Annotated in this window: 19 protein-coding genes, 4 tRNA genes and 1 pseudogene; 11 read left to right on the top strand and 13 right to left on the bottom strand. The window is 67.0% G+C overall.

What is annotated here, in order from left to right; all coding sequences use genetic code 11:
• Positions 1-195: 195 nt before the first annotated feature.
• Positions 196-687, bottom strand: a complete 492-nt coding sequence (gene msrC / locus NFL01S_RS28695) for a free L-methionine (R)-S-oxide reductase MsrC (RefSeq protein ID WP_062979435.1) — start codon at positions 685-687, stop codon at positions 196-198.
• Positions 688-836: 149 nt separating this feature from the next.
• Here msrC and NFL01S_RS28700 point away from each other — a divergent pair, with 149 nt between their 5' ends.
• The 3 genes from NFL01S_RS28700 to NFL01S_RS28710 all read left to right on the top strand — a co-directional run bounded on the left by NFL01S_RS28700 (position 837) and on the right by NFL01S_RS28710 (position 5,196).
• Positions 837-2,210: a styrene monooxygenase/indole monooxygenase family protein gene (locus tag NFL01S_RS28700; protein WP_062979436.1), complete on the top strand. Its 1,374-nt coding sequence runs from the start codon at positions 837-839 to the stop codon at positions 2,208-2,210.
• Between the two features lie 656 nt (positions 2,211-2,866).
• The gene (gene sfnG / locus NFL01S_RS28705; protein ID WP_062979437.1) at positions 2,867-3,985 is read left to right on the top strand and encodes a dimethylsulfone monooxygenase SfnG; all 1,119 of its coding nucleotides are present in this window, start codon (positions 2,867-2,869) and stop codon (positions 3,983-3,985) included.
• Positions 3,982-5,196, top strand: coding sequence for an SfnB family sulfur acquisition oxidoreductase (locus NFL01S_RS28710; RefSeq protein ID WP_062979438.1), 1,215 nt, complete (start codon positions 3,982-3,984; stop codon positions 5,194-5,196). Before sfnG ends, NFL01S_RS28710 begins: the two co-directional genes overlap by 4 nt.
• Before the next feature lie 135 nt (positions 5,197-5,331).
• On the opposite strand, the gene NFL01S_RS28715 is transcribed toward NFL01S_RS28710, so the two are convergent.
• The 6 genes from NFL01S_RS28715 to NFL01S_RS35805 form a co-directional block, all read right to left on the bottom strand.
• The gene (locus tag NFL01S_RS28715) at positions 5,332-6,102 is read right to left on the bottom strand and encodes a class I SAM-dependent methyltransferase (protein WP_168433923.1); all 771 of its coding nucleotides are present in this window, start codon (positions 6,100-6,102) and stop codon (positions 5,332-5,334) included.
• A gap of 88 nt (positions 6,103-6,190) precedes the next feature.
• Positions 6,191-6,264 (bottom strand) — tRNA-Leu (locus NFL01S_RS28720).
• A gap of 1 nt (position 6,265) precedes the next feature.
• Positions 6,266-6,339, bottom strand: a tRNA-Leu gene (locus NFL01S_RS28725).
• An 87-nt stretch (positions 6,340-6,426) separates the two neighbouring features.
• Positions 6,427-6,500 (bottom strand) — tRNA-Met (locus NFL01S_RS28730).
• Positions 6,501-6,549: 49 nt separating this feature from the next.
• A tRNA-Trp gene (locus NFL01S_RS35800) sits at positions 6,550-6,619 on the bottom strand.
• Between the two features lie 104 nt (positions 6,620-6,723).
• Positions 6,724-7,263, bottom strand: a complete 540-nt coding sequence (locus tag NFL01S_RS35805; protein ID WP_062979440.1) for a hypothetical protein — start codon at positions 7,261-7,263, stop codon at positions 6,724-6,726.
• 344 nt (positions 7,264-7,607) lie between these two features.
• Here NFL01S_RS35805 and NFL01S_RS28740 point away from each other — a divergent pair, with 344 nt between their 5' ends.
• The 3 genes from NFL01S_RS28740 to NFL01S_RS28750 are packed head-to-tail and all read left to right on the top strand — an operon-like array spanning position 7,608 to position 9,987.
• Positions 7,608-7,937 (top strand): DUF6412 domain-containing protein, encoded by a 330-nt coding sequence (locus tag NFL01S_RS28740; RefSeq protein ID WP_063916089.1) that lies wholly within the window; start codon positions 7,608-7,610, stop codon positions 7,935-7,937.
• Between the two features lie 56 nt (positions 7,938-7,993).
• Positions 7,994-8,629 carry an ABC transporter ATP-binding protein gene (locus NFL01S_RS28745; RefSeq protein ID WP_245670931.1) on the top strand — a complete coding sequence of 212 codons (636 nt, stop codon included), beginning with the start codon at positions 7,994-7,996 and terminating at the stop codon, positions 8,627-8,629.
• Entirely contained in the window at positions 8,620-9,987 is a 1,368-nt protein-coding gene (locus NFL01S_RS28750; RefSeq protein ID WP_062979442.1) for a DUF6297 family protein, read from the top strand. The genes NFL01S_RS28745 and NFL01S_RS28750 overlap by 10 nt, the downstream gene beginning before the upstream one ends.
• A 90-nt stretch (positions 9,988-10,077) precedes the next feature.
• Here NFL01S_RS28750 and NFL01S_RS28755 read toward each other — a convergent pair whose 3' ends face one another.
• The 3 genes from NFL01S_RS28755 to NFL01S_RS28765 all read right to left on the bottom strand — a co-directional run bounded on the left by NFL01S_RS28755 (position 10,078) and on the right by NFL01S_RS28765 (position 11,966).
• Complete coding sequence (locus NFL01S_RS28755; protein WP_062979443.1) at positions 10,078-10,731, bottom strand: Uma2 family endonuclease; 654 nt, start codon at positions 10,729-10,731, stop codon at positions 10,078-10,080.
• 150 nt (positions 10,732-10,881) lie between these two features.
• Positions 10,882-11,088 carry a DUF397 domain-containing protein gene (locus NFL01S_RS28760; protein ID WP_062979444.1) on the bottom strand — a complete coding sequence of 69 codons (207 nt, stop codon included), beginning with the start codon at positions 11,086-11,088 and terminating at the stop codon, positions 10,882-10,884.
• Positions 11,085-11,966 carry a helix-turn-helix domain-containing protein gene (locus NFL01S_RS28765; RefSeq protein WP_245670932.1) on the bottom strand — a complete coding sequence of 294 codons (882 nt, stop codon included), beginning with the start codon at positions 11,964-11,966 and terminating at the stop codon, positions 11,085-11,087. Before NFL01S_RS28765 ends, NFL01S_RS28760 begins: the two co-directional genes overlap by 4 nt.
• A 382-nt stretch (positions 11,967-12,348) precedes the next feature.
• Here NFL01S_RS28765 and NFL01S_RS28770 point away from each other — a divergent pair, with 382 nt between their 5' ends.
• From NFL01S_RS28770 to NFL01S_RS28790, 5 genes and pseudogenes are all read left to right on the top strand, one after another.
• Positions 12,349-12,633, top strand: a complete 285-nt coding sequence (locus NFL01S_RS28770) for a hypothetical protein (protein ID WP_062979446.1) — start codon at positions 12,349-12,351, stop codon at positions 12,631-12,633.
• A gap of 32 nt (positions 12,634-12,665) precedes the next feature.
• Positions 12,666-12,980, top strand: a complete 315-nt coding sequence (locus NFL01S_RS28775) for a hypothetical protein (RefSeq protein ID WP_157117046.1) — start codon at positions 12,666-12,668, stop codon at positions 12,978-12,980.
• A gap of 328 nt (positions 12,981-13,308) precedes the next feature.
• Positions 13,309-13,974 carry a TetR/AcrR family transcriptional regulator gene (locus NFL01S_RS28780; RefSeq protein ID WP_062979448.1) on the top strand — a complete coding sequence of 222 codons (666 nt, stop codon included), beginning with the start codon at positions 13,309-13,311 and terminating at the stop codon, positions 13,972-13,974.
• Positions 13,975-14,034: 60 nt separating this feature from the next.
• Positions 14,035-14,946 carry a sterol desaturase family protein gene (locus NFL01S_RS28785; protein WP_371851873.1) on the top strand — a complete coding sequence of 304 codons (912 nt, stop codon included), beginning with the start codon at positions 14,035-14,037 and terminating at the stop codon, positions 14,944-14,946.
• A 302-nt stretch (positions 14,947-15,248) separates the two neighbouring features.
• Positions 15,249-16,067: pseudogene (locus NFL01S_RS28790) on the top strand (alpha/beta hydrolase); the annotation flags it as partial.
• A 160-nt stretch (positions 16,068-16,227) separates the two neighbouring features.
• Here the strand turns inward: NFL01S_RS28790 and NFL01S_RS28795 are convergent.
• From NFL01S_RS28795 to pcaDC, 3 genes are read right to left on the bottom strand one after another with little or no spacing between them, the layout of a single operon-like run.
• A complete protein-coding gene (locus NFL01S_RS28795; RefSeq protein ID WP_062979450.1) occupies positions 16,228-17,439 on the bottom strand; it encodes an acetyl-CoA C-acetyltransferase in 1,212 nt (403 codons plus the stop codon).
• 20 nt (positions 17,440-17,459) lie between these two features.
• Positions 17,460-18,239: an IclR family transcriptional regulator gene (locus tag NFL01S_RS28800; protein ID WP_062979451.1), complete on the bottom strand. Its 780-nt coding sequence runs from the start codon at positions 18,237-18,239 to the stop codon at positions 17,460-17,462.
• A complete protein-coding gene (pcaDC, locus tag NFL01S_RS28805) occupies positions 18,236-19,567 on the bottom strand; it encodes a bifunctional 3-oxoadipate enol-lactonase/4-carboxymuconolactone decarboxylase PcaDC (protein WP_084493337.1) in 1,332 nt (443 codons plus the stop codon). Before pcaDC ends, NFL01S_RS28800 begins: the two co-directional genes overlap by 4 nt.
• Between the last annotated feature and the right edge of the window lie 269 nt (positions 19,568-19,836).

The following is a 19,836-nucleotide window of genomic DNA, read 5'->3' on the forward strand; positions in this document are numbered from 1 at the left end:
TCGCGGCCGGTCGTCGTTGCCGGGCAGCCGGAGTTGGGCGTGGCGCACTCGGCCGATTCGTGCCCGGGGATTCCTCGGACTCCGACGGGTTTCCGTCCGGTTCGCGGCCGAGTACCGCCGCCATCCACACCGCCGACCGCGGCGTGGCGGAGGTTTTCGCGGAGCGGGTGCCGGTGCCGTGATCGGGGTTCGCGGTCAGTGTGACGTGAGCGTGTGCACGAAGATCTCGGCCAGGGATTCCAGGCCGCGGCGGTCGGTGTCGTCGAAGCGCGTGGGTTGCGGGCTGTCCAGGTCGAGGACGCCGATCAGCTCTCCGGCGTGTACCAGCGGGATCACGATCTCCGAGCGGGTGTCGCCGTCGCAGGCGATATGGCCTGGGAACGCGTGTACATCGGGCACCACTTGGGTGCGGCGGGTCCGGGCGGCGGTGCCGCAGACGCCCTTGCCGAGGGATATCCGGACGCAGGCCGGTTTCCCCTGGAACGGCCCGACCACGAGCTCCTGACCGTCGAAGAAGTAGAAACCGGCCCAGTTCACCGAGGGGAGCGAGTGGTAGAGCAGGGCGCCGAGGTTGGCGGCGTTGGCGGTGCGGTCGGATTCCCCGGCGACCAGCGCGGCGGCCTGCTCGCAGAGTTGCCGGTAATGGTCCGTGCGGTCGCCTGTCAGCGGGACGAGGTCGAAGGTCATGGTCGGCGATGGTAGACCGCCGCCCGGGGTGCCCCCGCGTGCCCGGCACCTGACCTGAACCGAAAAGTGCTACCGCTCTGGAACTTTGCCATCGACTCGTGGTGAGCGTAACCCTGCCTCCGCGCCGCCCGGATCGCCACCATTGCGCCATGACTACCTCGAACACCTCCACCCGCAAAGCCGCTGTGATCGGCGCCGGTCAGGCCGGTGTCACCGCGGCGCTCGGACTGCTCGACGCCGGCTTCGTCGTCACCGTCTACAGCGAGCGGGATCAGCGCGCCCTCCGCGACTCCGTACCCGCCACCGGAACAGCGCTGATCTTCGGTGAGGCCCAGGCCGCCGAGGAAGCGCTCGGCCTGCCCACCTACCTCGATCGCGCACCGCTGCACAGTGGCCTGACCGTGCGGGTTGTCGGTGGTGGCGCGGAACTCATCGATTTCGACGGCACGTTCGACGGTTTCCACGGACTCGCCGTCGATACCCGGTTGAAGGCCGACGAACGGCTCACCACATTCCTCGAACGAGGCGGCCGGTTCGTCGTCGACACGGTCACACCGGAGCGGCTCGACCCCATCGCGGCCGATAACGACCTCACCCTCGTCGCAACGGGTCGCGGGGGACTCTCCGGCTTGTTCGAGATCGACGAGACCCGCACCGTCTACGACGCGCCACAACGCCATCTGCTGACGGTCACCGTCACCGGGCTCGGTCACGACGAATCGGTATTCGCGCACCGCAGCCCGGCAGGCGGTGGCCGTAGCGGTTTCTCCATCGTGGCCGAACAGGGCGAAGGCTGGTGGGGACCGTACCTGCACAAGGATGCCGGACCGAGCTGGGCGTTCCTCGGCTGGGCGCGGCCGGGCAGCGATTGGGCGAAGCGGTTCGCCGCCGCGGACTCCGCGGAATCGGCGCACCGCATCGTCACCGACCTCTACCGCGACTACCTCGACTGGGACCTGCCCGAGGTACTCGCCACCGAGGTCATCGCCGAAGATCCGCACTCCTGGCTGAAAGGCGCTGTGCGGCCGCTGTTCCGGCGTGGCGTGGGGCACACCGCGAGCGGGTATCCGGTCGCCGCACTCGGGGACACCGCCGTCGCCTACGACCCGATCGCCGGACAGGGCGCGCAGAGCGGCCTCATCCAGGCCCAACGCCTGGTCACCGCGGCCGCTGCCCACGAAGGCCCGTTCGACGACGCCTGGATCACCGCACAGTACGAGGCGTTCCTGGAGTTCCGCGCCGAAGACGCCGCGAAAGTGACCCGGCTGTTCCTGGGCGACCCCGAATTCGCCGAGATCGGCAACCAGTTTTTCGCCGCGGCCGCCGCCGACACGCGGTTCGCCTCCGCGCTCGTCAGCACACTGCACCGTCCGCAAGCGGCGCGCTCGGTGAATTCGGTGGACGACGCGTACGCACTCATCGCTGCGGTCACCGGGGAAGATGCGGCCACCGTGCTGGGCCGGTTCCAGCCCGCGGGACGGTTCAGCCGGTCGCAGTACAGTCCGGCCGCGACCACCGCCTGATCGCCGATCGCCCGCGGGCCGGCAGCGGATCACCGCAGGTAGTGGCCGTCCGAGGGGAGGTTGCCCGGCGGAGCGTCGGTCGCCACCGCTGGTCCGCCGATGGCGGGGCGATACCGAGCCTGGCGCCGGGTTCTCATCGAGCACGGTTCGGCACGTTGTCGCGGTCGGCCGCGAGTATGGGAGCCGGCTGGGCTCAGGTAAGTCGGAACTGGGTGTGACCGGCCGCGGATCGCGATTCGCGTACAGCGGTCGCGACTGTCGTGCGGACGAAGTTCGCCGGGGCCGCGCGAAGGCCGTGTCGGAGTAACGAGCGACGGATACGAGACCAGGGTGAACCCCCATTGTTTTGTGGGCGGGGATCCCCGTGGTCGATCCTCCTGGGCAGTAGGTCGACTGCCGGGCAGTCTTCGCTGCCGCTGCCGGGCGACCCGGAGGCCCGGTCGGCTCGTGGTCGCGGCCGGTCGCAAATGAGGGATCCAGCTGAACCCGGGTATAGGAAGCTGGGTGCGACCGGCCGCGGTTCGCCGCGCGACCGGGATGTGATCGGGCAGATTCAAACCCTCGTTCCCGCCGCACCACGCTGGTGCACTGGGGGCGCGCCGGGGTGCCACCCCCGGCGTCCAGAACAGAGCCCACGGCCACCAGCGGGAGCAGCGATGTCCACCGAGAAGACCACCGATGAGATCCGGTTCGCCTATTGGGTACCCAATGTCAGCGGCGGGCTGGTGACCAGCGATATCGAGCAGCGCACCGGCTGGGATTTCGAATACAACAAGAAACTCGCGCAGACCGCCGAACGCAACGGGTTCGAGTACGCGCTGTCCCAGGTCCGCTACACCGCCTCCTACGGTGCCGAATACCAGCACGAATCCACGTCGTTCAGTCTGGCGCTGCTGGGTGCCACCGAACGGCTGAAAGTGATCGCGGCCGTACATCCCGGGCTGTGGCATCCGGCGGTCCTCGCCAAATTCGGGGCGACGGCCGACCATCTGTCCGGGGGCCGCTTCGCGATCAATGTGGTATCGGGCTGGTTCGCCGGAGAATTCCAGGCGCTGGGCGAGCCGTGGCTCGAACACGACGAACGGTACCGGCGCAGTGCGGAATTCCTCGACGTTATCCGCAAGATCTGGACCGAGGACGAGGTGAACTACGGCGGCGATTTCTACCGCATCCGCGATTTCACCCTGAAACCGAAACCGCTGAACACCCCCGAACGGCCGAACCCGGAACTGTTCCAGGGCGGCAATTCCTCCGCGGCCCGCCGTAACGGTGGTCGCTTCGCCGACTGGTACTTCTCCAACGGCAAGGATTTCGCCGGGGTCACCGAACAGCTCGACGATCTGCGCGCGGTCGCCCGCGCACACGACCGGGAAGTGAAGTTCGGGCTGAACGGTTTCATCATCGCCCGCGATACCGAGAAAGAGGCCCAGGACACCTTGCGCGAGATCATCGCCAAGGCGAACAAGCCCGCCGTCGAAGGTTTCCGGGACGCCGTCCGGCAGGCCGGCGCGTCGACGCAGGACAAGAAGGGGATGTGGGCGGATTCGAGTTTCGCGGATCTGGTCCAGTACAACGACGGCTTCCGCACCCGGCTGATCGGCACACCGGAGCAGATCGCCGAACGGATCGTCGCCTACCGCGACCTGGGAGTCGACCTCATCCTGGGCGGGTTCCTGCACTTCCAGGAAGAGATCGAATACTTCGGGGCGAAGGTGCTGCCGCTGGTCCGCGAACTGGAGGCCGCGCGGCATCCCGCCGCGGTGGCGAGCCGATGACCACCGTCGGGGCCGCGCGGATAGCCTCCGCGGAACAGGGCCGTGCGGTCGCCGTGCAGCTGGCAGCCGAATTCGCGGCCGGCGCGGCGCGGCGCGACGCGGCACGCGAGCTCCCGTTCGCCGAGGTGGCGAAACTCGCGGTGAGCGGTGTGCTGGCGGTGACCGTTCCCGCCGCGCTCGGCGGTGCGGACCTGCCGCCGGGCGAGGTCGCCGAAATCGTGCGTTTGCTCGCGACCGCCGACCCGAATATCGCGCAGATCCCGCACAGTCATTTCGTCTACGTGAATCTGCTGAAACTGGCCGGCACCGCCGAACAGCAGCACCGGTATCTGACGGCGGTCCTGAACGGCGCACGCATCGCCAACGCGCAATCCGAGCGCGGCGGGGCCACCGTGGCGGATATCGCGACCACGGTCGCTCCGATCGAGGCCGGGCAGCGTTTCCGGATCGACGGCACCAAGTACTACTGCACGGGATCGTTGTTCGCGGATCTCCTGGCCGTCCTCACCAGGCTCGACGATCCCGGCGGCCGCACCGGTCTCCCGCCCGGCCAGTACGTGGCGTTCCTGCCCGCCGATGCACCGGGTGTGCGGATAGTCGACGACTGGAAGGGGTTGGGGCAGCGGACAACCGGCAGTGGGACAGTGCTGTTCGAGGGGGTGGCGGTGGAACGCGATCAGCTCGTGCCCCGCAGCGCCGCCGTAGCCGCCCCCACCGCCTACGGCGCTTCCGCGCAACTGCTGCACGCCGCCATCGACACCGGTATCGCCCGGGGTGCGCTCACCGCCGCCACCGGATTCGTCCGGACGAAGAGCCGGCCCTGGTTCGAAGCACAGGTGGACCGGGCGATAGACGACCCGCTGCTGATCCAGCGGTTCGGGGAACTCGCCGTCACCGTCGCGGCCGCCGAATCCGTACTGCGCACCGCCGGGAGAGCGGTCGACGCCGCGATCGGCGCGCCGGACCGGGTGGCGGACGCCTCGATCGCCGTAGCCACCGCGAAAATCCTCGCCGACCGCGCCGCCAACGAAGTATCCGCCGCGCTGTTCGAAGTCAGCGGAACACGCAGCACGGCAACCGAACTGAACCTGAGCCATTTCTGGCGCAACGCTCGCACACACACTCTGCACGATCCGGTGCGCTGGAAGTACCAGCACATCGGCCGTACCCTGCTGCACGGAACACCGCCACCCCTGCACGGCGTGCTCTGAACCGTTTCGCGTGCACGCACTGACCACTGCCGGGGTATGCGCGACCGCCCTACGCGACTCGAAACGATCCATATATCGATCATTCGCAATCGAGATGTCTCGAGATCGATATATGGATCGCCAGGACCGATCGAATCAGCATCGACCCGGAGTTCGGCACGGCCGGCATTCGAGCAGAAGAAACAGCGGCCGGACGAAGTTCTCGTTCCACCACGGATCGGCAGCGCGTTCTTCCCGGTTCGGATGCGGTTCTCGCAGGGTCGTCACCGCGAATCCGGCTGTGGTGAGGAAGTCGAAATACGTTTCCAGGGAGTAGAACTGCTGTACCGAGGGCATGGGGGAGAGTTCGCCCTGGACCTCGAACCGCTGCTCTACTGTTCGGGTGCCGAAGTAGGAATCCGGGGGCAGCCCGCCCGGCGCGGAGCGTTCGGCGCGGGACACGTAGAAGCAGGGATGCATTCCGAGCAGAATCAGCCGTCCCGAGGGCTTCAGGACCCGGGCGAACTCGTGGAACCGCCGACCGGGTTCGTCGATACCGTGCGGCAGCCGGTTCGCCACCACCAGATCCACGGAAGCGTCGAGCAACGGGAGCTCAGCGACATCGGCGAGGTGGTAGGTCGCCGCGGCCGGATCGTGGTCGGGATGCGTACGCGCCGCGGTCACGAACTCCGGACAGTTGTCCACACCGTGTACCCGCCGGGCACCTCGGCGCAGTAGTTCACGCGCGAAATAGCCTTCACCGCAACCGGCATCGAGAATCACCCGGCCGGAGCAGTCACCGATCAGATCCAGTAATGCCGGATCGGTGAGCCGGGTCCGGAACGGGTCGCGGTCTTCGCGCACGATCCTGATCCAGAACTCGGCATTCGCCGAATAAGCATTCGATATCCGTTCGTCGTCCGCCACGACCACCCCTTGTCCGGTCTGTTGTGCACTCCCATTCTCGCCGGAACACGGATTATCGGCCGGTATCGTTGCCGGATTCGGCCGGTAGTACTCCTGGAGGGATTCGAACCCCCAACCAACGGTTCCTGAAACCGCCGCCTCTGCCGATTGGGCTACAGGAGCGTGCCCTCCGCGCGATTCGAACGCGCAACCACCGGGTTTTGAATCCGGTCCCTCTGCCGATTGGGGTAGAAGGGCTCAGTCCGGCCGGATGGAATCGAACCACCGATGCCCGAAGGCGGGAGGGTTACGGCCTCCCTGCACGCCATGTGCTCAACCGGATAGTTGCGGTGGTGGGATTCGAACCCACGGCCTGCGGATTATGAGCCCGCCGCGCTGCCTAACTGCGCCACACCGCTTTGTCCCGGGACCATCCCGGGATTTCCTCGCCGAGGTTCGGCGATATCGCATATCCGGCAGGAGTCGAACCCACGGGCGTCGGTTTTGGAGACCGGGCCGCTACCACCAGCTCGGATATTCGCGGAGTTCTCGTCTCCGTGATGCTTCTATCGTCGCAGACGGGTCAACCGAATATCCGGGAAAGAACGGTTGTGCGAATATGATTCGCGGTCGCATACCGGATTATTGTGCGGGTGCCGCCGAACCCGAGCGGAGGTCGGTGACGACCACGGGCACGATATCGAGCAGTTCGGGCCGGAACTCGCCGCTGAGCGGGCTCACATTGCAGACCGTGGCCACCAGGTAGACCCCGCGCGGGATATCGGTGAACGAGCCGGTGACCTGACCGGCGGTGGCGAACTGGACGCGCGGTCCGGCGGTGACGGCGCCGTCGGCGATCAGGCGCTGCAACAGGGCGAAGGCGTCGGGTTCGCGGCCGCTGAGGGTATCGACGGCGGCGGGGGCGAGGATGGGCGCGGCGACGGCGGTGTTCACCAGGACGGTCGTGCATTCGCCGGGGATGACGGGGAAGGTGTCGCGCCGGTTGGGGATGTTGGTCACGGTGTAGTCGATGGTGGTCCCCGAGGCCGTCGCGGAGAGGGCGATCGCCGGCGGGGCGTCCTGGGCGGCGGCCGCGGCCGGGAAGATCGCGGTGAGAACAGCCAGTACGAAGGCAGCGACAGCCGCGCCGATGCCGATACGGAAGAAGCCGGACCGCACCATGGATCTCTCCTCTTCGGTCAGATGCGCCCAAAGCTAGCAGAAAGAGGCTGGTCAGCGTGGTATTCGAGGCGGTACGGCGTCAACTTCACGGCAGGCGACCGTCGATTGCGGTGTCGACGCTGTTCCGGCCGACTGTGGGCGCTACGTGCGCTCGCCCGGCTATGGGCGATTGCCGGGCTGTTCTCAGGGTTCGAGGAGTGTTAGCGGAACGGCAGCAATGCCGTCCTAGGGGCGCGGTGCCGGTCTACCTGATCGTTTCCTGGCAGCAGGGATGCCGGTCTGGCGAGCGCCTTTATCACAGGATGCTCGACCGGGCCCATCGCCGGATCGATTATTCTGGCGATATGTTCAGCAGCCGCTACCTCGTCAGTTCGGTGGTGGCGTTTCTGCTGGTGTGGGGCGCTGCGTTGGGGTCGGTGCTCACCCAGCCCGATACCCGTAGCCTGTTGCTGGCCGGTGTGGTCGTTGTCGTCACCGTCGCCGTGGCCTACCTGGTGGTGTGCCGGGCGGAGGACCTGCTGTTCGGGCAGTGCCGGACCGTGCGCGGGCCGACCGCCGAGGAGCAGCGGCTGCGTGGCGCGTTCCGGCGGCACAGCCATCCCGATGCGGCCGGCCGGCCGCGGCCCAGAGCTCCCGGTCCCCGTGCGGGGACCGTACCGCCTGCCGGTTTCTGAGCGGTCCCCGCTTCCTCGCCTGGTCATTTCTCACGAGGAAAAACGGGAGTACCTCTGTGTCCGAACCTATTCTGCAGGTCTGTGCGGCCGAACGCCGCTTCGGTGACCTGACCGTCTTCCGGGATGTCGGCTTCTCCGTCGTCACCGGGCGCTGCTGTGCGATCATCGGCGCCAACGGTGCCGGTAAATCCACCCTGTTGCGCTGTGTACTGGGCCGGGACCGGCTCGATGCCGGCCGGATCACCGTCGACGGCCGCGAGGTCGACGAAGCAGATCCGTGTTTCCGGAGCACCGTGGCCGCGGTGAGCGGAGAAGACGCCACCTTCGCCCACCTCACCGTGCACGAACATCTGCAACTCGTCGCGATCGCGCACGGCACCGCCGAACCGCATCGGGTCGCGAGCCGGGCATTGGCCGATGTGAGCTTGTCCGACGCCGCCGACCAACTGCCCGTCACACTGTCCAGCGGTCAGCGCCGGAGGCTGGCGCTGGCTTCGGCGTTCGTGCGGCCGCGGCGGCTGCTCGTGCTCGACGAGCCGGAACAGCATCTGGACCGTGCGGGTCGCGCCTGGCTGGCGCGCGCACTCGTCGCGGAGAAGGAAGCGGATACGGCGATCCTGCTGGTCTCGCACGACCCGGATCTGGTGGCGGCGGTCGCCGACGATGTCGTGGACGGTGACCTGTGGCGCTGACAGAATCCGTTCCTGTCGTTCCGGGGGCCCGCGAAATACTTTCGGTGCGCCGCGGTTTCATCCGTGGGAACGCCGTGCGGGAGAACCGGACCGGTACCACTGTGCTGCTGATGCTGAGCGCCTACGTTGTCGGCGGGGTTGTGTGGTGGGCGGCGACCCGGCCCGCCTCTGTCATCGGTTCGGTTCTGTTCACCGCCGGACCGGGTTGGGCCGCCACCGGCGCGTGGGTGTTTTTCGCGCTGGCGGTCAGCGGTGGGCTGTCGCTCGCGCGGGCGTTCGGGCCGGTCGGCGCGAGTGCTCCGGACGCTCTCTGGCTGTTGTCCACGCCGGTGGACCGGGGCGCGTTGCTGCGCGTCCGGGTGGGTCTAGCACTTGCTGTCGGGGCGGCCGCCGGGACTGTTGCCGGGCGGTTCACCGCGTATATCGCGGGGGCGAGTCTGTGGGGGCCGCTGACGGTGCTGGGAACGCTGGGCGGGGTGGTTGTCGTCGCCGTCGCGGTACTCGTCCAGTCCCGCAGGCTTCCCCACCCGGTACTTCCGCTGCTCCGCTGGAGTTTCGTGTCGGCAGGGCTCGGCCTGACAGTGGCGGCGGTGGTCCAGTGGGCCGTTCCGGTGCTCACCGCCTGGCCGGTGGTGTTCGTCGCGGCGGCACCGGCGGCGGCTGTCGCGATGTGGGCTGTCGCGAGCTGCCGGTATCTGAGCCGCGCGGATCTGGGGTCCGGGAGCGACCTCACCTCTGGGGCGCAGGCCTCCCTGACCAGCCTGGACCTGTCGGTGCTCGCCGGGATTCTGGAGGAACGGGCGTGGCGGCGGGTCGGCCGGTCGGTCTCCCGGCGGCTGCCGGCCGGGCGGGCCGCCGCACTGCTCCGGGCGGATCTACTGCGGTACGGGCGCCGGCCCTCGGCTTACACGGTCGCGGCGGCCGTGGTGGTGGCCGTATGGTTCGCGACCGTCGTCGGCACCCCGCTGCTCGTCGCGTTCATCGGACTCGGTGGGTCCTTCTGGGTCGCGATGCTGTTCAGCGCGGGCCTGCGGGACATCTGTGGCGACCCGGCGCTGCGCGTGCTGCTGGGCGCCGGTGACCGGGCGCTGCGCCGGCCGATGCTCATCGTCCCCGCCGCGGCGCTCGGGCTCACGGGTATGCTCACTTTTCTCGCTACCGGGCCGGTGGCGGCGGTGATCAGTGCGGCCGGTGCCGCGCTGGCGGCCTATCGGATACGGACGCGTCCGTCCCGGTCGTACGACGGTCTGCTGTTGATCACCAATACGGGGCCGCTACCCATCGACCTGATTCGCCAACTGATCCGAGGTCTGCCCATCCTCTCCGTGGCCGGTGCGCTGCTGGTCCAGGTTGTATGAACCCGGTGTGACAGGCGAGCCGACCGTCCCGCTGCGCTCCTGGAAATCCTCGTGAAGGTCGTTGCCGATGGTCTGCGACTGCGAAAAGAGTCAGTACTGCAGGTCGGCCCACGGGATGTCGACAGGGAAAGGGAAATCGACGTGGATTCCGCTCTCGTCGTCGCGCGTCCACTCGCCAGCCAAGAGATAGTTCGCCGGCCGGAGTGGGTGCACACCGTCCGGGAGTTCGCTGTGTTTACTCTCGAGCGCATAGGCGCGGACCGTGGCGATCGCGCTCTCGCGGCGGGCCAGTGTCACCTCCCAATACCAGGGGATCCCGGCACTTGCGTAGCGTCCCTTCTTCGCCTCCATATCGGACTGCGTGTTCGACGGTGACAGCACTTCGCCGACCAGCACAGTGTCCGATGCTCGTATGTCCTGGTAGGGCGATTCGAGGCAGCGATGCACCAGGAAATCAGGAGTGAGGAAGTCCGATTTACCGGTACTTCCGAGAAATACATTCGTCTCCAGGGTCACCCGGAGACAGGTCGTCAACCGTTCCTGCACGGCTTTCCGTGTGCAGCGTTCGAAGGCGGCGGTCATCCGGTAGGTGAATGTCTGGTGCTCAGCGGGCCCACGCGGAACCCATACCACCCGGCCATTCCACAGTTCGATCTGTTCGGCGATCTGTTCGGGCAGCTGTTCCAGCTCGTCCCATGTCAGGTGCTCCGGAAGGTCCGGCTCTTCGGTCCACGGCGCACCCATGCACTCATAGTAGGTCGTGGGCGTGGTCGGTCGTCAGCGAGAGAACAGGGCTGTCGGCTGCCTGATCGCACAAACGGAACGGCCTCGTCTCGAACTTGCGAGACGAGGCCTTTTCCAGTTCGATGCCGGGACCACGGCGGGGCCGACTCCTCAGGACCGGTCGAGTGTGGCGTTGTGAATGGTGGCGGTGAAGGCGTCCCACTCGGCCGGGGTGAAGACAAGGGCGGGGCCGGTCGGGTTCTTCGAATCGCGGACGCCGACCATTCCGCCGTCGAGGAAGGCGGCCTCCACGCATTCCTTACCGCCTCCGCTGCGGCTCGATTTGAACCACTGGGCCGTGGACAGGTCGATGGTCATGCGTTGTACTCCCTGGCTGCTATCTGCCTTATCAGGCTCTTGCTGGCTGCAACGTCGAGTGAAGATTGCCGAATGACGTCGTAGGCCTGACGATACCGGCCCACGTCCTTGGCCCGTTCCAGGTACATGTCGCCCGCGTAGGACTCGACGTAGACGACCGTTGGTGAGACCTCTCGCCCTCTGCCGTCGCGGCCGAACTCCAGGATTATGAAAGGGCCGGTCGGGAGACCGGCGGGGAACCCCGCGGTGAAGGGGAGCACGGATACCGTCACGTTGGAGGGCATATTCGCCAAGTGGCTCAGCTGCGTTCGCATCACCTTCGCACCGCCCACAACTGTGCGCAGTACCGATTCGTGGACTACCAGGTCCACGTGGGCGGGTTTGGTCCGGCGCGTGATCAGCGCCTGCCGCTTGGTCCTGAGTTGGATGCGCCTGTCCCGCGCCTCCTCGGTCTCGTCCGGCAGGTAACCGCGTTCGATCACACGAGCGTAGTCGGGAATCTGGAACAGGCCGGGCAGCACGTCCGGTTGATAGATGGCCAGCTGTTTGGCCGAGGACTCGAGTCCGAGGTACACGTTGAAACCCCGGAACATGACATCGTCGAACTCTTGCCACCAGTTCTTGACCGTCGCCTGCTTTGCCAGGTTGATCAGTCCCGCGATCACCTCGCGGTCGTCGATACCGTAAATGCGGCAAAGGGCTTCGACGTCGGGTACGCGTATGCCCGTCAGTCCGCGCTCGGCCCGGGACAGCGTACTGACCGACAGTTGCAAGAGTGGCGCGACATCTTCGAGGTTCATATTCACCGCTTCGCGGGCTTCCCGGAGGTATCGCCCGAGCTGGCGACGCGGCAGAGTGGTCGAGTTGTCTTCTGGCACAGTTTTCCTCGCTTGCATCCGGTGTGATAGTCGTTTGCACTCGGCAAGAGCGTCCGCACTCCTGTGACAACCGCTCTGGCCCTTTGGAAAAGCTTCTGTGCAAATGCAGAGCGTTCTTGTGCCGGCTTGTCGTCCAGTGTGTGCTGGGTTTACCCGATAGCCGGGAACCTCGGACCGACAAGCCGCCCAAAAGATCCCCATCCCAGGTGCGACTGATCCGAGACATTACCGCGAACAGCCAGGTCTTGACGCGGAGACGGCGATGCCTTGCCCCGGCTGTCGGGCTTGCTGTCCGATTCCCGGTGCCAGGAGCGGCGCGGATGGCAGCCGACGTAGCGGCCTGCTGTAGCAACCCATTCACTATCGAAAGCCGAGTACTCCGATGACAGAGATCCCCGCCCTGCCGTTCAGAGCCCCGGGCAGCCGGGCCATGGCCGCGACGCTGCGGCTTCTGCACACCGGAAAGTCTTGGGTCACCGATGATCCGAGGATTCTGCAGCAGATCGCGGATGGCCTGCGAGCGCTCGAATATCCCACGCCGCACTACGCGAATGCAGAACCGATCGGGGGATACGCGCACGCACACCAGGTGATGGCCGTACACGCCGCCCACCGCTGTCCTCGCTACGAAGCCGCGCTCGACTACACGGCGAAGGCACGGCCGTGACCGCGGGCCGGTCTGCCATACGCCGGGCGATCATGCTGCGCAGAACCGAATACGACGGGCCGGAACTCGAACGACTCATCAGGACGCATTCCCTCGAAATCGTGTACACGGTGGTCACGGACACGGGATCGCAACTGGGGGCACTGATCGCGATTCAGCATGTGCTGGAACACGGTGTCGAGGTGATGGCGATCCCGCACCTCACGCCCGAAGAGATTCGGCGCGAGCAACCATGGCATGCGGTGACCGCGCTCGCGGAACTGGTGACGGCCGCCGGCGTGGTTCCGCGCGGTTCGTACGGTGTCCCGTACCCCGGCCGGGACTGCCCTGACGGCGTCCCTACTTAGACCTACCGCTGCCGCCACATGCCCGTTCGCCTCGCCCGGCTCCGCGCACGCCAGCGTGATCCGGCAACGCAACGTATACGCCTGTGTCGATGTCGCCGCCCGCATCCCGCACCAACTCCCGCCGCTGCGCCTGGGACACCACCAACTCCGGACCCGATCTCGGCCGCCCGGCCCTCAGCGCCGCCGAATCCTACGATTAACCAACCTCTTTCAGGTCGGAACACTAGACCCAGTGACAGGGGCCTGTGCGTCGGCGGCAAGACAACGCTCTCCCGATTCTCATAGTTCTCATAATGACCGTTATCCGAATAATGGTTACCATCTCAATATGGTCGACAACGACGATGACATGCCGCCTCGTCGGCTCACCCGCACCGAATCGAAGGCACGAACCAGGCAGCGTTTACTGGACGCGGCGGCGCGAACGTTCGCCCGCAAGGGCTACGGCGCGGCATCGGTCGACGAGATCGCCGAAGCAGCCGGTTACTCGGTAGGCGCTGTGTACTCGAATTTCGGCAGTAAAGAGCATCTGTTCACCGAACTGATGTCGAACCGGGTGACGGATCGAGTCGGCGAGGCGGCCCGAATCGTTGCCGATACCGAGACAACGGCCGAGGAACGGATGGGCGCGCTGGGGCGCATGCTGATCGAGATCGCCGACAAGGATCAGGACCTCGCGCCCCTGCAGGCCGAATTCTGGCTGTATGCAGTGCGTAACCCAGCCACTATGGATCTGCTCGCCGAGCGCACCTCGCCGGCACACGAGGGTGTACGCGCGCTGGTCGAGGATAGCTTGCGGCGCCGGGATATCGGAGGCTCGGCGGAGTCGGAAGCGTTGGCGACGGTCGTCCTCGCTCTGTTCCAGGGGCTGGTCCGGCAACGCCGCATCGATCCGAACCGCGTACCCGATGAGTTGTTCGGCTCCGCCCTGACCTGGTTGTTCGAGGGCATCGCCGCTACGCAGACCTCCGAGAACACCGATCCCCGGAAGTGATCCGCCATGTCCCAGATCGCCAATATCGGCCTCTACGCCATTCCAGCGTTCCTGCTGTTGATGGTCGTCGAATTCATCGCCCACTACCGCGACCGTGACGGCAGCTACTCGGGGGTCGATACCCGCGATACCGTGACCAGCCTGTCGATCTACGCACTCGGCCGGGTCGCGAAATCGTTCGACAAGTTCATCGAACTACCCCTCGTACTGATCGCCGCGGCGCTCGCGCCGGTCGCTCTATCGGCGTCCCAGTGGTGGGTGTGGGTGGCGGCGATCGTGCTCGCCGATTTCGCCTACTACTTCAAACACCGTATGGAACACCGGATCCGGTTGTTCTGGGCCTCGCACAGCGTGCATCACTCCAGCCAGTACTTCAACTTCTCCACAGCATTGCGGCTCCCGTGGCTTATTCCCGGGTCATTCATCACCAGCGCCGTCTATATTCCCCTCGCGCTCATCGGGATTCCCGCGTGGATGATCTTCCTCAGCCAAGCCATCGTGCTGCTGTACCAGTTCCCGATCCACACCGAACGCGTCGGACGCCTCCATCCGCTGATCGAGTATGTTTTCAACACGCCATCGCATCACCGGGTCCACCACGGCGCCAACAACTCCTACCTCGACAAGAACTACGGGGGGATCTTCATCATCTGGGACCGTATGTTCGGCAGCTACGCCGAGGAGACCGAACCCGTCCGATTCGGCCTGACCAAGAATATCGATACACACAACCCCATCAAGGCCAACTATTACGAGTTCGCTCGCATGATTTCCGATATCCGGCATGCCGAGACCTGTCGTGGGCGCGTCGGGTACCTGCTACGGCCTCCGGGGTGGACCGAGTTCGGCAACAGCGCTACTGGTGATGCTCCCGCGGGTGGCAATCCCGCCGACACCGCCTCGGACGCAACGACGGCGAACGATAGGACTCGCCGAAGTCCGGCCCCCGCACTTACCGGCCCCGGCTCGTAATCGCGTAGGCGCTACCGGTCGCTGACCATTCGGGTACTTCCCGCGATCTCGGCGACCGTCGGAATCGCTGGCATTTCTGTGCACAACGAAACGCAGCGGATATCGGGGAACAGATCCGGGTTGGTCCCGATGTGGAGACCCGCGGCCTTCCTTAGCCTCGAGTCGTGATCGATCTACTGCGCGGGAACCGGCTCCGGACAGGCCTGGCGAGCCTCGTGCTGACGGCCTTGGTGGCGACCGGATGCGGAACGGAAACCGGTCACGATCCGCCGCCTCCCGACCCCGCCCTGAGGGGCCTGGAGGTGACAGAGCAACAGCAGACCGGCGATCGGACGGTCGACCTCACCGTCGATTCGCCGGCACTCGACGGCTCCGCAGCAGTCCGCCTGATCACCCCCGACGGCTGGGACGAGCGTGCACCCGGCCGGACCTGGCCGGTGCTCTACCTCCTCCCCGGCGGCGACGGGGACCACATGAGCTGGACCAGCGACAGCGACGTCGAGGAACTGCCGGAATTACGGGACGTGCTGGTGGTGATCCCCGGCATGCCGATGTTCGGCTTCTACAGCGACCGGTACAACGACGGCCGCGGTGGACCGCCCGCGGTGCGCTCCTTCCACCTCGACGAGCTGATACCGCTGCTCGAACGCGGCTACGGCGCGGGCCGGGACCGGGTGATCGCCGGGCTGTCGCAAGGTGGTTACGGCGCGCTGGCCTATGCGGCGCAACGACCCGGAATGTTCCGGGCGGCGGCGAGCTACAGCGGGTGGCTGTCCCCTTCGATACGTGCCGAGGTGGTGCTGGCGGCAGCCCGGTTCGTCGGCGTCGACGGCCGGAGCCTGTGGGGTGACCCGGTGCGCGACCGGAGGATCTGGGAGGCGAACGACCTCTACAATCTGGCCGATGCGCTGACCGGGTTGCCGGTGTATCTGTCCAGCGGTGACGGCACTATCGGTGACCTGGACCCGCCCGGCACCTCTGCGGAATCCCTGTTTCCCGAAATCGACCGGCTGGCCGCGGAATTCTCACCGGATGTGGTGGATCTGACCGAGGCGCTGATGCACGAGAGCAGCCGCGCCGTGGCGGATCGGCTGCGGGCGCTGGGTGGCGACCCGGTCACCCATTTCACCGCCGGAACACACAGCCCGCCGTACTGGGAACGCGAACTGCACCGCTCGTTGCCGATGCTGCTGGCGGCGTTGCGTTCGAACGGTTGACCTGCGGCGAACAGGTAAACCCGGAGCCTGGTGACCGATGCGCGATTGCGCGCCCGGGTACGGTTCAGGACAGGCGTTCGAAGACTGCTGCCAACCCCTGGCCGCCGCCGATGCACATGGTTTCCAGGCCGTAGCGGCCCTCGCGGCGGTCGAGTTCGCGGAGCAGGGTGGCGAGGATGCGGGCGCCGGTGGCGCCGACCGGGTGGCCGAGGGAGATGCCGGAACCGTTGGGGTTGAGGCGTTCGTCGTCGGGTGCCAGTTTCCAGGTGCGCAGGACGGCGAGGGTCTGGGCGGCGAAGGCTTCGTTGAGTTCGATGACCGACATATCGTCGAGCGTCAAACCCAATCGGGCGAGGGCCTTTTCGGTGGCGGGGACCGGGCCGATACCCATGGTGCGGGGCGGGACTCCGGCGACCGCCCAGGACGCGAGGCGGGCCAGTGGGCGCAGACCGAGGGTGCGGGCTTTGTCGGCAGTGGTGACGATGCAGAGGGCCGCGCCGTCGTTCTGGCCGCTGGCATTACCAGCGGTGACGGTGGCATCCGGATCGACCTTGCCGCGGATCGGGCGCAGCTTCGCCAGGGATTCGACGGAGGTGTCGGCGCGGGGATGTTCATCGGTGTCGACGATCATCGGGTCCGATTTACGTTGCGGAACAGCGACTCCGACGATTTCGTCGGCGAAGCGGCCGGACCGCTGCGCGGCGACCGCGCGCTGATGCGACTGCGCCGCGAGCGCGTCCTGATCGGCGCGGCCGATCGAGAATTCGGCGCGCAGGTTCTCGGCGGTTTCGATCATGCCGCCGGGCACCGGGAAATTCTTACCGCCGGCGGTGACGCGGGCGCGGGCCAGCCGGTCGTCGAGAGAGATGCCTTCGCCTTTCACGCCCCAGCGCATACCGGTGGCGTAGAACTCGGCCCGGCTCATGGATTCGGTGCCGCCGGCCAGGATCAGATCGCTACCACCGGTGCTGACCTGCATACATGCTTGCAGCACGGCCTGTAGTCCGGAACCGCAGCGGCGGTCCACCTGCAACCCGGGGACGTCTACGCCGAGACCGGCGTCGAGGGCGGCGACCCGGCCGATCGCCGGGGCCTCACCGTTGGGTGAGGCCTGGCCCAGGATGACGTCGTCGATCTGCTCGGCGGGCAGACCGGTGCGGGCGATCAGCTCGGTGATCAAGGTCGCGGCCAGGGTTTCCGGCGCGAGGTCTTTGAACACTCCGCCGAACCGGCCGACCGGGGTGCGTAGCGGTTCGCAGATGACAGCGTCGATCATGGGGATTCCTTCGTGAAATATCAGGCGTGGTTGTGGACGCGGGCCAGGTCGGTGCTGATGGCCGAGGCCGTGGCCAGCAGCGGCGGCAGCAGGTCGGCGCGCACGCTGTCGGTGGTGTAGCGGGCGGCGTGGGTGGAGATGTTCACGGCGGCACAGACCGCACCGGTGTGGTCGCGAATCGGGGCGGCCATCGAACGCAATCCCTGTTCGAGTTCCTGGTCGACCAGGCAGTAACCGGCCTCCCTTGTTTTCCGTACTTGCTCGCGGAGCTGGTCGGCGCTGAGGACGGTGCGGTCGGTGAGTGGAGTGAAGGTGACCTTCGCCAGGTATTCCTCGAAGTCCTGCTCCGGCAGGCCCGCTAGCAGGACCCGCCCCATCGAGGTGCTGAAGGCGGGGAAACGGGTGCCGATGGTGATCGATACGGTCATGATCCGGCTGACCGGTACGCGGGCGACGTAGACGATGTCCTCGCCGTCGAGGATGGACACCGAGGTCGATTCGTGCACCTGATTCGCCAGCGATTCCAGGTGCGGGCCCGCGACCTCGGGCAGGCTCAGGCTGGACAGGTAGCTGTAGCCGAGTTCGAGCACGCGCGGAGTGAGCCAGAACAGGGAACCGTCGGTGCGCACGTAGCCGAGTTCCACCAGGGTGAGCAGGAATCGGCGGGCGGTGGCGCGGGTGAGGTCGGTGGCCTTGGCGACATCGCTGAGGGTGCGCCGCGGATTCTCGGCGTCGAAGGAACGGATCACGGCCAGGCCGCGGCCCAGTGATTGCACGTAATCCGGGGAGGGTTCGGTCACGGTCGGTGTATGTCCTCTGCGTCTGTCGGTCCGGTTGCGGTGTCGTCGGCCGGGCGGGACCCGGTGCCGTCGACCGAGCGGGACCCGGTGCCGTCGGCCGGGCCGGACCCGGTGGTGCGGTCCGGTCCGGGTGCGGCGTTGCCGTTCGCGTGCGGGCCGATGCCCTCGGCGAGTGCGGCCTTACCGAGTCCGAAAGCGAGGTTACTGTTCGGCACACCGGCATAGACCGCGGTGTGCAGGAACACCTCGGCGAGCTCGTCCGGGGCGACCCCGGCCCGCAGCGCGGCGCGGATATGCATATCCAGTTCGTGGGTGTTGCCGACGGCGGTGAGGATCGCGAGGGTGAGCAGGCGCCGGGTGTGGTGGTCCAGGCCCGGCCGGCTCCAGATATAGCCCCAGGCGGTGCGGGTGATGAAATCCTGGAACGGCGCGGTGAATTCGGTGGTACCGGCGACGGCGCGGTCGACATGGGTTTCGCCCAATACGGCCCGGCGCACCCGCATTCCCTGTTCGAAGGCGTGGTTACGTTCGCGCCGGCCGCCGATATGGGCGGTGATGAGCGAGGTCACCGGCCCGGCCTGTTCGACACTGGCCAGGTGCGCGGCCGGGTCCAGGACGTGCAGTACGGAATTCGCGATCCCGTCGGAGAGCGCGCGCATATCGTCGGGGGTGGTGGCCGGGTCCTGCGCCCCGGCGATCACCAGGGTGGGGGCGGTGATCCGGGCGAGGTCGGCGCGATTGTCGAAATGGGCGAGTGCGACGCAGCAGGCGGCATAGCCTTCGTCCGTGGTCGTTTCGACCATGGCGCGGCTACGGGCGATCAGTTCGGGATCTCGGTCGGCGAGTTCGGCGGTGAACCACCGGCCGACCACGGCTTCGGCGATGGACGCCGTACCGTCGGCGCGGACCGCGGCGGCCCGGTCGAGCCAGCTCTGCGGGGTGCCGAACTTTGCGGAGGTGCACAGCAGCGTCAGTGTCCGGACCCGGGCCGGGTGATGTGCCGCGATCCACTGGGCGACCGCGCCGCCCAATGAGAGCCCGACCAGGTGGACCCGGTGGCGGCCGAGGCGGTCCAGTAGTGCGAGGACATCGGCGGCCAGGTCCGCCACGGTGTAATCGCCGGTGCCGGTGGGTGATTCGCCGTGACCGCGCAGATCGACGGCGAGCACCTCATGGTCGGCCGAAAGCGCGGCCACCTGCGGATCCCACATTGCCCGGTTCGAGCCGAGGGAGCCGAGGAGGACGACGGTGGACGCCGCGGCTTCGGGTCCGGCGGCTCGGTAGGAGAGCTCGACGGCCGAGATCGAATCCGCTGTGTGTGCGCCCATTTCCTTTGCTCCGTTCGGGTTGCGAAGATACTGTCGCGTCGTGGTGCTCGGACGCGTCGAGGGTTTTCCGACCGGCGTGCCCGGAGTAGGTCCCGGCGATAGGCCGACGAGCGGACTCAGCGGGTGTGGCACCCGGCCTTGTCCGGGCCGAATTGCCGGCGGGCGGCCAGAACCGGGAATGCGGTCTCGAGCTGTTCGCGCCACCGGAATCGGCTGGGCCATCGCGCAGATCCCCGCCGGCCGCAGCGACACACTGATCGTTGCCGGAC

The sequence above is a fragment of the Nocardia flavorosea NBRC 108225 genome (assembly GCF_001613385.1).
GTDB classification, from domain to species: domain Bacteria; phylum Actinomycetota; class Actinomycetes; order Mycobacteriales; family Mycobacteriaceae; genus Nocardia; species Nocardia flavorosea.